The sequence below is a fragment of the Pseudomonas sp. LTGT-11-2Z genome (assembly GCF_003691445.1).
GTDB classification, from domain to species: Bacteria; Pseudomonadota; Gammaproteobacteria; order Pseudomonadales; family Pseudomonadaceae; genus Aquipseudomonas; species Aquipseudomonas monteilii.
This window is the reverse complement of record NZ_CP033104.1, coordinates 2,954,068-2,966,959: the sequence shown is the minus strand read 5'-3', so window position 1 is coordinate 2,966,959 and position 12,892 is coordinate 2,954,068. Positions and strand designations below refer to the sequence as shown.

Genomic DNA, 12,892 nt, shown 5'->3' with positions numbered 1-12,892 from the left:
TTCTTCCAGCCACCGGATCTTTCTCATGAGCCTGTCCCTGTCCATGGCCGCCTTCGCACTGGCGGCGTCGATTTCCCCCGGCCCGGTCAACATCATTGCCCTGAGCAGCGGCGCCAACCATGGCTTACGCGCCAGCCTGGCGCATGTGGCCGGCGCCACGCTGGGCTTCTGCCTGTTGCTGGTGCTGGTCGGGCTGGGCCTGCATCAACTGCTGCTGCGCTGGCCGCTACTGGGCATGCTGTTGCACTGGAGCGGGGTCGCATTTCTGCTGTACATGGCGTGGAAGCTGGCCAGCGATAACGGCCGGCTGACCAACACACACTCGACAACAGCGCCTTCAGCCTGGCACGGCGTGGCGATGCAATGGTTAAACCCCAAGGCTTGGCTGGCAGCAGTGGCCGGGGTCGGCGCTTACACGGGGGGTGAGCAGCACCTGCTGTGGCTCTTTGCCTGGATATATGGCCCGATCTGTTTTGTTTCGGTCGCGTGCTGGGCATGGGCCGGGAGCATGATTCGCCAGTATCTGGGCAACCCACGGCACGTGCGCTTGCTCAATCGAGGGTTGGCGGTATTGCTGGTGGGCAGTGCGGGCTACCTGGTTATCTGACGCCAGCGGCATTGCGGTAATGCCCCGGTGTCGCCGCCAGGTGCTGCTTGAATGCCCGCTGCAGGTGCGCCTGGTCGGCAAACCCGGCCTCCTGCGCAACCTCGGCAATCGCGCGGCCTTGGCGCAGCTGCGCCCTGGCCAGCTGTACGCGCTGGTCGAGCAGGTAGCCATGCGGCGTCAGCCCGAAGCGTTGGCCAAATGCACGAATCAGGTAGGAACGTGACAGGCCGCAGGCGGTGCAGATGTCTTCCAGGCTCAGCGGATCGCTACGATGGGCACGTATGAAGGCTGCCGCCGCGTCCAGCCGTGGGTTACCTGCTTCACCCGCGCCAGTTTCACCCGAGAGAAAGCCCGGCAATGCACTAAACAGGGTCGCCAGGCGCGCCTCCCTGTCAGGCACGCTGGCGTCGAACAGGTCGGCAAAGGCCTGCATCAAACGTTGGTACAACGCAGGCGAGCTACTCCAGGTTTGCGTCGGCAAGGTGAAACCCAGCGCCTGTAGCCAGGGCAAGTCGACGAACAGCATCAGGTAGGACCAAGGCTCGCCATCGATGGGATTGCAGGTATGCACCACGCCCGGGTTCATCAGCACCGTGGTGCCGGCCCCCACCTCAATGCGCAGGCCCCCGTTCAGGTAAGTGCTGCGCCCACCGGTGATCACACCGATGGAAAAGCTCTCGTGGGAATGTGCGGCATAACACACCTGCCGCCCGTCCCCTACCCGCCGGGCTTCGACAAAGGGCAAAGCAGGGTCACGCCAGAACCGTGATACCTCGATCATCCCCTCGCCCACACGTTGCTCAGATGCCCCGATACTACACGGTTATCGCGCAAACAGATCGAGCGTGCGTTCCACTTCACCAATATCGATCCTGAAACCATCGCCCTCCGGTATCCCCACCACAAAGCCGAACTGCTGGTGGTCGCGGTCCGTCAGGTATTTGTAGTAACTGACAAACCGGTTAGGCGGCTGCAAGGTCAGCAGGCTACCGCCAGGCTGCAACACATTCACACCATGCACCAGTTGGCTACCCTCTACGCCAATGACCACGTTTGCCCCGGCACAGGCTGCGACAATACTCGGTACATCAGACTTCAGCGGGTTGACCACGCGAAACCCACGGGTAACCCGCAAATGCTCGGCAAGCTCCAGCTCATTGCGCAGCAGGCGCAGGTCGCCGTCGCCGCCCCGCAGCAGGAACACGCCTGGGTGTGGGGCGTGCGACACATGCGACAGCAGCTTGTCCCCCATGGCCCTGTAGCGGGCGTGACGGCTACGGTTGTTGCTCTGATCGTCGAACAGCACCAGCTCACGGAAAAACGCACTGCGCAGGCGCAGCGGCTTCATGTCCAGCCAGTCTTCATAGGCGGGGGCCTGGGTAAACAGCGGGTACTTGGCCGAGGGGGCGGTGGTCACGGGGATGCCTTCATTACAGGCCAGCGCATAGGTCGGGCAATCTTCCATCAGCCAGGTGCCAAACCAGGAATTGCCGTTTTGCGTGCAATAAATAGCTGCACGGTCAATTTCGTTGTCCACGATGATGCCCGGAAAGGTGCTGGGTTTCAGTGACAACCAATGGCTGGCCTTGCCCTTGTACAACGCACCATCGACCAACCACACATTCTTGATCAGGTAGCCCCGGGTTGGCCCTTGCACCGTACTGATGCCGCCCTCCATGGTGCGCGCAGGGTGTACGTAGGGGTAAAAACGCTTGCCCTCCCAGCCCGTCACCCGCTCCAGCTGGCCGGGCAGGTAGATGGCCGGTGGCGACACCGTGGTCTCGCCCGGCGCAATGTCCCAGCTCTTGGTGGCCACACTCTTGAGGTCGATGGCCGTGTTCTTGCCTAGGCGCTTGCGGGCCATGTAGCGGTAGGCAGCCAGTGTCCAGGTGTGCTGCCTGGCTGCAAGCGATGCAATGAACTGCGAGATGTCGCTTCCCATGAAGCGTCCTCCCTTGGTAACGAAATCAGAAACCGGGCGCATCGCGCCCTCTCTACGCATCCCTGGCTAACACTCAGTTGGACATCACCCTTTCCATCGCGGGAGGGGATTGCAGGTTGGCATACCGGCTGCGCAGCGCTTCCACGAACGGTTCGCCTGCGCCGTTGCCGCCATACAGGTAAATCTTGTGCAGCCCGCCAAACACCATTTCATGGTAGCGGCTGGCAAATTCTTCTTCACTCGGCCCCTCGGGCAACCCCAGGTGCAACGTGAGCTTATCGCCTTCGACCGCGAACATCGGCGTGTCCCACAAAAACTTCGCCGTGCCGGCCTTGGGCAAGCGAACGAACAGGTAGGCATGGTTGCCCAACGAGTCGATATCGCCGCCACGCCGGCGCTTCCACTTCAACAGCCCGTCATCTGGCCGCGCCAGGCACAGGCCAATGTCGTAATAATCGAAGCCCTGTTCCAGCGCCCACTCAAGGGCCATGAACGTGGTGATGGAGTTCACTTCGCGCAACTTCTTGGCATCGGAAAACACCGCTTCGCAATAGCCAAAGCGCAAGGTGCTCCAGTAGCGCTTGCCGCCGCGCACCACTTCGCACCCCAAGTGGCAACCGATTACCTCATCGCCCAAGGTAATCAGGTCGAGCCGGCCAACGCTCTTGGCAATCCGGAACACTTCGTCCGTGGGGAACTGTGCCGCATGTATGCCTTGCCTGGCCGTGGCATAGGGGCGCAGCAGGTCCCGGTCAGCCATGGCGATCTCGTCGTCCGAGAGGGTTTTACGCATCTGGTAAAGCGGGCGGTTCTTGCGGATGCTGCGGCGCAGTTCGCTGTCGTAGCGGGCCGTGATGTCTTCCAGCGGCCGCCCCAGCGGAACCACGGCACTCAGGTAATGCGGCACCGACAACGCGCCCGTCGTGGGCATTTCGCTAATCACCACAACATGGTTGGCCGCCGCAGTCGCGCTTGCACCCTCCACGACCGATGCGCTGCCCTGACCCTTGCCGCCAATCAGCAGTTTGGCCATTTCCCGTTGCTGCTTGCGCCCTATGTAGAGGATTTCGTACGGGCTTTCCTGCTGCATCCGGAACCTGGCAACTTCCCAACGCCAGAAACAGGCACGCGCCAACACTTCACGCACCTTGCTGGCCAGCAGCCTCATTTCGTAGCGCATGGAGGGCGACAGGAATTTTCGCGCCACAGCCGTCAAGGTCTCTTTCATTTCTTCTTCGACGCCCTTTGAAGTGCTCTATGGTCTATCGGAAAAAGAGAAAAAATCAGCAAAAACACCTAACGTCTTGATTTTTATAGTATGAACTCAAACTTCTTTATCACATTCAGTAACAATTTAAGATGCCTGCAAACGCTTTGGCAAGCGGTTCCCCGCTAACTTTAGATCAAGTTTAATGGCGTCAAAATTCCTGCATGAAGTGCATGCCCAACAAGCACTTTGCTATAACCGTGCCCGGCGCGCGCCGCTGCAATTATCACTTCGCTATCAATCGATAACCCTTGATGCCGTCTTTGCATAACAGTCCTTGAACCCTAAGGTGACCTGTCGACAAGCACGAGGGGCCACGTTGAGCCAGACTGGTGTTTTTTCGGCAGCCGGTGCATGCTCGCAGCTGAAGCGATTCACCCGGCTTGAAAACCGCCCTGCCAAGTGAGGTGCAGTACCCATGGACCGTCTGCTCGATTCACTCTTCCCCAACGCCGAAAGCATCCCGCAAATCTGGCGCCTGGAAGCCCCCCTGGAACAACGTGATTACCTGGTGAACGGCGAGCTCAGGCGCTGGGACGGCGCCCTGGCCACGGTACGCAGCCCGGTCTGGCTCAAAGAAGGCGGCGAAGAACGCCAAGTGGTGCTGGGCAGCACCCCACTGCTTGATGCCGACACCGCCCTTACCGCGCTCGACGCTGCGGTTCAGGCCTACGACAAGGGCCGTGGTGCCTGGCCGAACATGCGTGTGGCCGAGCGTATCCAGCACGTCGAAACCTTCCTGGCACGCATGCACGAGCAGCGCCAGGCCGTGGTCAAGTTGCTGATGTGGGAGATTGGCAAAAACCTCAAGGACTCGGAAAAGGAATTCGACCGCACCTGCGACTACATCGTCGACACCATCAACGCCCTCAAGGATCTCGACCGCCGCTCCAGCCGCTTCGAGCTTGAACAAGGCACGCTGGGCCAGATCCGCCGGGCGCCGCTGGGTGTCGCCCTGTGCATGGGCCCCTACAACTACCCGCTCAATGAAACCTTCACCACGCTGATCCCCGCGCTGATCATGGGCAATACCGTGGTATTCAAGCCCGCCAAGTTCGGTGTGCTGTTGATCCGCCCGCTGCTCGAAGCCTTCCGTGACAGCTTCCCGCCCGGGGTGATCAACGTCATCTATGGTCGAGGCCGGGAAACCGTGAGCGCGCTGATGGCCAGCGGCAACGTCGATGTGTTCGCCTTCATCGGTACCCACAAGGCCGCCAGCGACCTGAAAAAGTTGCACCCACGCCCTCACCGCCTGCGCGCCGCGCTGGGGCTGGATGCCAAGAACCCGGGTATCGTGCTGCCCCAGGTCGACCTCGACAACGCCGTAGAAGAAGCGGTCACCGGTGCACTGTCGTTCAACGGCCAGCGCTGCACGGCACTGAAAATCCTGTTTGTCCACGAGGATGTGGTCGACGCCTTCCTGGACAAGTTCCAGCGCAAACTGGCCGCGCTCAAACCTGGCATGCCGTGGGAGCCGGGTGTAGCACTGACACCGCTGCCCGAGCCTGGCAAGGTCGACTACCTCGACGGCCTGGTCGCCGATGCCACGGTCAAGGGCGCACGCGTGTTCAACGAAGGTGGCGGGCAGAGCCGCGGCTCATTCTTCTACCCGGCCTTGCTGTACCCGGTTAACCACGAAATGCGCGTATACCATGAAGAGCAATTCGGCCCCCTGGTGCCTGTAGTACCCTACCGCGACCTGCAAACCGTGATCGACTACGTGCTGGACTCCGATTACGGCCAGCAACTGAGCCTGTTCGGCAACGACCCGGCAACCATTGGCAGCCTGGTCGACACCTTCGCCAACCAGGTCGGGCGCATCAACATCAATGCGCAGTGCCAACGTGGCCCGGACACCTACCCGTTCAACGGCCGCAAGAACAGCGCCGAAGGCACCCTGTCGGTGCATGACGCCTTGCGTGTGTTCTCCATCCGCACACTGGTCGCCACCCGCTTCCAGGAGGCCAACAAGGAGCTGATCAGCGAAATCATCCGCAACCGCCAGTCGAGCTTCCTGACCACCGACTATATCTTCTGACGGCCGCGCTTATAGGAAATTGATCTAGCGCCAATGTCGATTTTCCCTCTGTGCAAACGACTCTAAGCAACAGGGCGCCCTCCGGCGCCCACTGCGAAGGAGAGTCGAACATGGCAGCCAAACCCATCCCCGAAGGCCAGCACAGCCTTACCCCGTACCTGGCCATCAACGATGCCGCCAAGGCCATCGAGTTCTACAAGCAGGCCTTTGGTGCGGTCGAGATGTTCCGCCTCGATGCCCCAGGTGGCCGTGTGGGCCATGCCGAGCTGAAAATCGGTGATTCCTCGCTGATGCTGGGCGACCCCTGCGACATGGAGGGCGGCCTTACCGCCAGCCAGAAACTCAGCGGCGCAGCCGTGGGCCTGCACTTGTATGTCGAGAACTGCGACAAGGTCTACGCCCAAGCATTGGCGGCCGGCGGCACCCAGTTGCATCCGTTGACGGACCAGTTCTACGGCGACCGCAGCGGCACCCTGAAAGACCCGTTCGGCAACATCTGGTTCGTCTCCACCCACAAGGAGGACCTCACCCCGGACGAAATTCGTGCCCGCGCCGCGAAGATGTTTGGCGGCAACTGAGCGGCAAGTTGAAAGCGGCGCGACTTTGCTTGAAGCTTGAGGCTCGTAGCTCGGAGCTGCTTCATGCGAATCATCGACAAATCCGCCGCACAGGTGCGCAGCCTGACCCCCGCCGAAGAAGAGCTGCTGGTCGGCTTTGCCACCGGCAGCCTCGGCGGCCCACGCCTGCTGCAGGCCAACCAGCTGCTGATGAAAGTGCGCAATGCAAACCAGTGGCTGGCCTGTGACTGCCGCAGCGACGCCTTGCCGGTGCTCAATGTCACCCTCAACGGCAGCACCGGCACGCTGTTTCTCAAAAACAACCCGGGCACGGCAGAACACACACCCGGCTGCCCGTTCACCAAGGACGAGCGTGAGGCCGACGAGCGTGAAAACGACCCTGCCCCCCCTGCAGCCTGGCTGCCGCCCGACACGCCACTGCGCCTGATCGGCGACTTTCGCAGCGCCACCAGCAGTGCCAGCGGCGATAGCAACGACCGCCGCGAACAACAGCGCCTGCTGTCACTGCTGCTGACCTGGATCGAAACCAGCGGCCTCAATCTTTACGCCACCCACCTGAAAAAGGACCTGACCACCCAGTTTGCTGAATTGCGCAGCGTGGCCAGCCGCTACCCGCTGCTGGAGCGGGTGCCCGCCAGCAATTACCTGGAAACCCGCCTGGACATGAAGCACATGATGATGCTCAAGTCCCGACTTCGCGAAGCCACGGTGTTCGGTAACCACCGCCGCCACGGCTTGCTGCTGGACTGTGTCGACCAGATCAAAGGGCGCAAGCTGTTCAACAACCGCAGTGAAGATGGTTTCGACTTCCAGGGGCACCACCTGTATTGGGGCGGTAGCCGTACCACCGGGCCATTACTGGCGCTGATGATCTACTCACCCACCAGCGCCGGTAGCCATTTCTATGAGCTGATCCATGTGGCCAGCGTACCGGTGCTGTCCCGTGCCCACTTGTTCCCTGTGTATCGCGATGAAGAGCGTGAGCCGCTCAAGGCGCTGGTGTCGTTGATTGACTGGATGGCCAGCAAAGGTGTGAAAGTGCAAATGCGCCGGCCGGTCATCGGCGGGCAGGTCATGGATGAACTGGTGCTGACCTCGGACCAGGACCGCGTGCTGTCGGTGTCATTGCTGGAGCAGCCGATCGGTCCCGAGCCAGATGCCGAGAACTTCAAGCGCTATGCCGACTTCAAGAGCCTGGAAACCTTCCGCAAGTTCGTTGCCGGCTTTTTCATGCGTGAACGCTGAAATCCTAGGGCCGCTTCGCGGCCCAGCGCCGGCAAGCCAGCTCCCACAGGGACCGCGCAATGCTGAATAGCTACGCAGTACTCAGTACAGGCAGCCCCAAGCTTTCAGGTCACCCTAGGAACAGCTTGTAAGCCGGGTTATCCGTCTCATCCCAATACCGATACCCCATCTCATCCAGCGCCAACGGCAACCCCGCTACCTCGTCCCCCGGCACCTCCAACGCCGCGAATACCCGGGCCTCCGCCGCCCCATGGTTGCGGTAGTGGAACAGGCTGATGTTCCAGCGCTTGCCCAGCCGCTCCAAAAAGCCCAACAATGCCCCGGGCCGCTCGGGGAACTCGAAACGCATGACCCGCTCATCCGCACCCGGCGCGGCGTGGCCACCCACGGTATGACGCACATGCAGCTTGGCCAGCTCGTTTTCGGTCAGGTCCAGCACGCTGTAACCCTGCTCGCGCAGGTTGGCCAGCAACTGCTCGCGCGGGTCGTGCAGCGGATGGGTCTGCACACCCACAAACAGGCGAGCTTCCTTACCCGGGTAATAGCGATAGTTGAACTCGGTGATCTGCCGCTTGCCCAGCGCCTGGCAAAACGCGCGGAAGCTGCCCGGCTGTTCCGGAATGGTCACAGCGATGATCGCCTCGCGCTGTTCCCCCAGCTCGGCCCGCTCGGCCACATGGCGCAGGCGGTCGAAGTTGACGTTCGCCCCGGAATCGATGGCCACCAGCGTCTGCCCCTGTACGCCGTCGCGTACCACGTACTTTTTGATCCCGGCCACCGCCAAGGCGCCGGACGGCTCGGTGATCGAACGGGTATCGTCGTAGATGTCCTTGATCGCCGCACACAGCTCATCGCTGCTCACGGTCACCACCTCGTCGACGAAGTGCCGGCACAGCTCGAAGCAATGGGCGCCGATCTGCGCCACCGCTACACCATCGGCGAACGTACCGACCTGCGGCAGGATCACCCGCTCACCAGCAGCCATGGCAGCCTGCAGGCAGTTGGAGTCTTCCGGCTCCACGCCGATCACCTTCACCTCCGGGCGCAGGTACTTCACATAGGCAGCAATGCCAGCGATCAAGCCGCCACCACCGACCGGTACGAAGATGGCATCCAGCGCCCCCGGGCGCTGGCGCAGGATTTCCATGGCCACCGTGCCCTGCCCGGCGATCACGTCCGGGTCATCGAACGGTGGCACGAAGGTGGCCCCTTCACTGTCGGCCAGCTTCAACGCGTGCGCCAAGGCGTGCGGAAAGCTTTCACCGTGCAGCACCACATGGCCGCCACGCGAACGCACCCCCTCTACCTTCAGCGATGGCGTGGTGGTTGGCATGACGATGGTGGCCTTCATGCCCAGGTGCGAGGCTGCCATGGCCACGCCTTGGGCATGGTTGCCGGCCGAAGCGGTAATGACCCCGCGCTCACGCTGCGCACGGGTCAGGCGCGACAGCCGGGTGTAGGCACCACGGATCTTGAACGAGAAGGTCGGCTGCAGGTCTTCGCGCTTGAGCAATACCTGGTTACCCAGGCTCGCAGACAAGGCAGGCGCGGCTTGCAGGGGCGTTTCGATGGCCAGGTCGTACACCGGGGCGGCAAGAATGCGCCGCACCTGTTCCGACAGCAGTTGCTGGGGGGTGACAGCAGTACGCGGGACGCTGAAGCTGGTCATCGATGACTCCTTGGCTTTTTTCAGTGTGCCCAGGAGTCAGAGAGAAGAAACCCGCCTCCAGGGCGGGTTCGGTGCACGTACGCGCTAGCCCGCCAAGCTGATAATGGCGGTAATAATAATGGCGTTCACGTGCGGGAATGTATTCATGGGATAGGAACTTAGCCGGTAGCGCGGCACAAAGTCAACACTTGGCTTGCTGCGCCGAAAGCGGCACATCGAACACCTTGTCGAACCCCCACTGGAAGACAAAGGCGTAAACGAAGAAGAACACGAACAACGCCAGGTTGGTCAGCAGCGCCGCCCACAGGCTGACGTCCAGCCAGTACGCCACCAGCGGCAGCAAAATCACCACCAGACCACCCTCGAAACCCAGCGCATGCAGCAAGCGCCGCATGAAGGTGCGCTCACGCTGATGCTGGCGCGCTTCCCAACGCTCGAACACCCAGTTGTAGCCCATGTTCCAGCTCATCGCGATGCCCGACATCAGCACCGACAGCACGGTCGACTGCGCCATGCCGGCACCGAACGCCAGCTCCAGTGCAGGCGCCACGCAGGCCACAGCGATGGCCTCGTAAAGAATGGCCTGGACGATCTTGCGCGCCTTGCCTTGCATGTTCAGCTCCCTGGGTAAACGACCTGTAAAACTACAAGATGTGGCCCACAAGAAAAAGCCCGAATTTTGGACAACCTCGTATTCGGCTGCTTGTATCTATCCCGTACAAACGGCGACATGTCGTACAACTTCGTCGAGGGAACCGAGCGAGGATACAGACGATGGCCTACTCCACCCTGCCGGTGACTGCCACATGAGCCTGGCATTCATCGATTTTCTCACCTATGTGCTGTTCGGCCTGAAGATCCTGGCGATCACCCTCGCCTTGTTGATGTTCCTGCTGGGCCTGGACGACCTGTTCATCGACCTGTGCTACTGGGGGCGAAAGCTGATCCGGCGTTTTCGCATCTACGACAAGTTTGAGAAAGCCGACGAGAAACGCCTGTACGAAGTCCCGGAAAAACCTTTGGCCATCATGGTCCCGGCCTGGAATGTAGTGGGCGTGGTCGGTGAAATGGCGCACCTGGCGGCTTCCACCATCGACTACGAGAACTACCAGATCTTTGTCGGCACCTACCCGAACGACCCGCAACCCAGGCCGACGTCGACGCGGTGTGCCTGCACTACCCCAACGCGCACAAGGTGGTGTGCGCCCGCCCCGGCCCCACCAGCAAGGCCGAAGATCCTCGCCTTCTGCCTGCTTGCCCTGTGTTTGCCGGCCACAGCTGACCAGCGCCTGTTCTACCAACCCCTGAACCGCGATGCCAGTATCACCCCTGCCCAGTGGCAACAGCTGTGGCACGCCACCGTGGCGTAGGGTGGCAAGACCTTGATCGTGCAGTGGAGCGCGTATGGTGACAGCGATTTTGGCGGTGCCCAGGGCTGGCTGGCAAACAGCCTGCGCTCGGCGCATGCCCAAGGGCTGCAACTGGTCTTGGGGTTGTACATGGACCCGGCCTATTACCAACGCCTTGAAGCGTTGGATGGCGAAGGTCAGAACAGCTACTGGAAAGCGCAGTTGGGCCGCTCGCTCAGCCAATACCAGCAACTGCGCAACGCCTGGCAGTTGCCGGTGGATGGCTGGTACCTCCCCATGGAGCTGGACGACCAGCATTTTCGCGAGGCTGAACGGCGCGATGCGCTGTACATCCAGTTGCAGGCCTTCAACCGCCAGCTGGACAAACCGTTGCATATCAGTGCGTTCAGCGCGGGCAAATTGTCGCCAGGAATCAACGCTGCGTGGCTGGAGCAACTGGCCGGGTTGGGCTTGACTGTCTGGTGGCAGGATGGCGCCGGGACCGGGCGTTTGTCCGCGTTGGTGCGCCAAGGCTACGAATAGGCTTTGCCGTGCCGGGTGGGCGTGGTGCGCGAGGCGTTCCGCCAGGTGAGCGGGCCAGGGCAGGCATTCAGGGCTGAGCCTGCCGAACCGAAGCTGGGTAGTGGGTGCCATGCCGAGGCGGTGTTTGCCTTGCGCTACCGGCCCTGGGCCCGAGGCGTGTTGCCACAGAATTGAGTCACCAGGTGGAGGCATTGGTACGCAGAGTGCGTGAAGATGCAGGCACACACCCGGTAACCATCAGTATCGGCCTGGCGCAGCTGTCCCCAGGCGATACGTTGACCATGGCGCCGATCAAGGCTGACCAGGCGCTGTATGAAGCCAAGCACACGGGCAAAGACCGGTTTGTGTTGTGGACTACCCGGCTGGCAGCCGAATCCTGAACTGCGCACCGCCCAGTGCCGATTGCGCGACCGTCAAGGTCCCGCCCTGCCCCTCGATCGCTCGCCGGCTGATCGCCAACCCAAGGCCAAACCCGCCGGTGTTGCGATCGCGGCTGCGGTCCAGGCGGTAGAACGGTTGGAAAATCCGCTCGCGCTCCTCAACCGGTATGCCAATGCCGTCATCCTCCACTGTCAGCAGGCAGGCACCATCGCCCTCCAGCCGCAGGCGCAGCAACAGGCTTTCATCGCAATAACGCATGGCATTGCGCACCAGGTTCTGCACCGCACGCGCCGTCAAGCGCGGGTCCAGCACGAACCGGGGCAGATTACCCTCGGCCTGCACTTCCCAACGGATACCCCGGCCATCGAGTTCCTCGGCAAAACCACCGAGCACGCTGTCGACCAGCTCCAGCAACGATACTTCAACCCGCTCGCGGGCCTGGTCGGCATTGTACAGCCGGCTGTAGGACAGCAGTTCCAGCACCAGTTCATCCAGCTCACGCACATGCCCCACCAGTTCCAGCAGACGTTTGCGGCTGGCCGGCGGTACTTCGTCGAACAGCAATACCAAGCCGAAATCCAGCCGGGTCAGGGGTGTGCGCAATTCGTGCGACACTGCATTCAGCAGCTCGCGCTGCTGGTTGACGTGGCGCTCCAGGTCGCTGGCCATGGTGTCGAACACGCCGGCCAGCTCACCAATGTTGGAATGCGGTGAAATGTGCGTACGTTCGGCCATCTGCCCCTGACCCAGGCGCCGGGCGGTTTCCTTCAGGCGCTCCAGGTCGCGCCAGTGCGGCCATACCCACAGCAGCAGGCACCCCAGCATGGCCGCACCGATCAGTACGGTCACCCCCCACGACAACACGTTGATGTCCAGCGGGTCTGGCGGTGAGTGCAGGCGCACCAGCCATTCCTTGTCCAGCGGTGCCAGCACCGTTTCGTAGTAGCCCCACTCGGCAATGCGCACCGCGTACAAACCATGCTCCAGGCGCGCCTGTTCCTCATCGCTCAGGCCGGCTTGGTCCATGCGCAGCAGTTGCAACTCCAGCGGCGCGAAATCGCTGGCCAGTTCTTGCGCCACGGCTGGCCACTGCTCGCGCGGGGCCTGGCGGAACTGGCGCACGATCAACGCCTGCACGCCCTTGGCCTGGTCCAGGTTGTAGGCCATGAAGCGGTCGCGGAACAGGCCGACAATGGTGTCGGGGATGAACAGCAACGCACCGGCGTAGGCAACGATGATCACCAGGTACAGCCGCACCAGGATCTTGAGCATG

10 protein-coding genes and 3 pseudogenes are annotated in these 12,892 nt (G+C 61.8%); 7 read left to right on the top strand and 6 right to left on the bottom strand.

The features are described from left to right. Positions 1-25 precede the first annotated feature (25 nt). A complete protein-coding gene (locus D8767_RS13855; RefSeq protein WP_029380292.1) occupies positions 26-607 on the top strand; it encodes a LysE family translocator in 582 nt (193 codons plus the stop codon). Here the strand turns inward: D8767_RS13855 and D8767_RS13850 are convergent. From D8767_RS13850 to D8767_RS13840, 3 genes are all read right to left on the bottom strand, one after another. Beyond that, on the bottom strand, positions 600-1,388 hold the full coding sequence (locus tag D8767_RS13850; protein WP_028698879.1) for an AraC family transcriptional regulator: 789 nt from the start codon (positions 1,386-1,388) through the stop codon (positions 600-602). The genes D8767_RS13855 and D8767_RS13850 overlap by 8 nt on opposite strands. Positions 1,389-1,430: 42 nt before the next feature. After that, the gene (locus tag D8767_RS13845; RefSeq protein WP_016713996.1) at positions 1,431-2,549 is read right to left on the bottom strand and encodes a glycosyltransferase 61 family protein; all 1,119 of its coding nucleotides are present in this window, start codon (positions 2,547-2,549) and stop codon (positions 1,431-1,433) included. Positions 2,550-2,622: 73 nt separating this feature from the next. Next, the gene (locus tag D8767_RS13840; RefSeq protein ID WP_016713995.1) at positions 2,623-3,777 is read right to left on the bottom strand and encodes a hypothetical protein; all 1,155 of its coding nucleotides are present in this window, start codon (positions 3,775-3,777) and stop codon (positions 2,623-2,625) included. A 457-nt stretch (positions 3,778-4,234) separates the two neighbouring features. Here D8767_RS13840 and D8767_RS13830 point away from each other — a divergent pair, with 457 nt between their 5' ends. The 3 genes from D8767_RS13830 (at position 4,235) to D8767_RS13820 (ending at position 7,677) form a co-directional block, all read left to right on the top strand. Continuing rightward, entirely contained in the window at positions 4,235-5,854 is a 1,620-nt protein-coding gene (locus tag D8767_RS13830; RefSeq protein WP_016713994.1) for an NADP-dependent glyceraldehyde-3-phosphate dehydrogenase, read from the top strand. A gap of 110 nt (positions 5,855-5,964) precedes the next feature. Continuing rightward, the gene (locus tag D8767_RS13825; RefSeq protein ID WP_016713993.1) at positions 5,965-6,432 is read left to right on the top strand and encodes a VOC family protein; all 468 of its coding nucleotides are present in this window, start codon (positions 5,965-5,967) and stop codon (positions 6,430-6,432) included. 63 nt (positions 6,433-6,495) lie between these two features. Next, positions 6,496-7,677, top strand: coding sequence for a hypothetical protein (locus D8767_RS13820; RefSeq protein WP_028698876.1), 1,182 nt, complete (start codon positions 6,496-6,498; stop codon positions 7,675-7,677). A gap of 109 nt (positions 7,678-7,786) precedes the next feature. Here D8767_RS13820 and ilvA read toward each other — a convergent pair whose 3' ends face one another. Together ilvA and D8767_RS13810 are read right to left on the bottom strand one after the other, a co-directional pair. Next, positions 7,787-9,346: a threonine ammonia-lyase, biosynthetic gene (gene ilvA / locus D8767_RS13815; RefSeq protein WP_016713991.1), complete on the bottom strand. Its 1,560-nt coding sequence runs from the start codon at positions 9,344-9,346 to the stop codon at positions 7,787-7,789. Positions 9,347-9,527: 181 nt separating this feature from the next. Next, positions 9,528-9,959 (bottom strand): PACE efflux transporter, encoded by a 432-nt coding sequence (locus D8767_RS13810; RefSeq protein WP_016713990.1) that lies wholly within the window; start codon positions 9,957-9,959, stop codon positions 9,528-9,530. A gap of 193 nt (positions 9,960-10,152) precedes the next feature. Between D8767_RS13810 and D8767_RS13805 the strand changes: the two are divergent. From D8767_RS13805 to D8767_RS13795, 3 pseudogenes are all read left to right on the top strand, one after another. Continuing rightward, positions 10,153-10,580 (top strand): annotated as a pseudogene (locus tag D8767_RS13805) (glycosyltransferase); the annotation flags it as partial. A 148-nt stretch (positions 10,581-10,728) separates the two neighbouring features. Continuing rightward, positions 10,729-11,412: pseudogene (locus tag D8767_RS13800) on the top strand (DUF4434 domain-containing protein). 5 nt (positions 11,413-11,417) lie between these two features. Then, positions 11,418-11,618: pseudogene (locus D8767_RS13795) on the top strand (GGDEF domain-containing protein); the annotation flags it as partial. On the opposite strand, the gene D8767_RS13790 reads toward D8767_RS13795, so the two are convergent. Beyond that, on the bottom strand, positions 11,593-12,891 hold the full coding sequence (locus D8767_RS13790) for an ATP-binding protein (RefSeq protein WP_016713987.1): 1,299 nt from the start codon (positions 12,889-12,891) through the stop codon (positions 11,593-11,595). The pseudogene D8767_RS13795 and the gene D8767_RS13790 overlap by 26 nt on opposite strands. Position 12,892: the final 1 nt, after the last annotated feature.

Excerpts from the sequence above, each read along its gene's own strand:
- D8767_RS13830 (WP_016713994.1), top strand. The coding sequence starts at position 4,235 with ATGGACCGTCTGCTCGATTCACTCTTCCCCAACGCCGAAAGCATCCCG.
- D8767_RS13850 (WP_028698879.1), bottom strand. The coding sequence starts at position 1,388 with ATGATCGAGGTATCACGGTTCTGGCGTGACCCTGCTTTGCCCTTTGTC.
- D8767_RS13790 (WP_016713987.1), bottom strand. The coding sequence starts at position 12,891 with ATGCTCAAGATCCTGGTGCGGCTGTACCTGGTGATCATCGTTGCCTAC.
- ilvA (WP_016713991.1), bottom strand. The coding sequence starts at position 9,346 with ATGACCAGCTTCAGCGTCCCGCGTACTGCTGTCACCCCCCAGCAACTG.
- D8767_RS13840 (WP_016713995.1), bottom strand. The coding sequence starts at position 3,777 with ATGAAAGAGACCTTGACGGCTGTGGCGCGAAAATTCCTGTCGCCCTCC.
- D8767_RS13810 (WP_016713990.1), bottom strand. The coding sequence starts at position 9,959 with ATGCAAGGCAAGGCGCGCAAGATCGTCCAGGCCATTCTTTACGAGGCC.
- D8767_RS13820 (WP_028698876.1), top strand. The coding sequence starts at position 6,496 with ATGCGAATCATCGACAAATCCGCCGCACAGGTGCGCAGCCTGACCCCC.
- D8767_RS13855 (WP_029380292.1), top strand. The coding sequence starts at position 26 with ATGAGCCTGTCCCTGTCCATGGCCGCCTTCGCACTGGCGGCGTCGATT.
- D8767_RS13845 (WP_016713996.1), bottom strand. The coding sequence starts at position 2,549 with ATGGGAAGCGACATCTCGCAGTTCATTGCATCGCTTGCAGCCAGGCAG.
- D8767_RS13825 (WP_016713993.1), top strand. The coding sequence starts at position 5,965 with ATGGCAGCCAAACCCATCCCCGAAGGCCAGCACAGCCTTACCCCGTAC.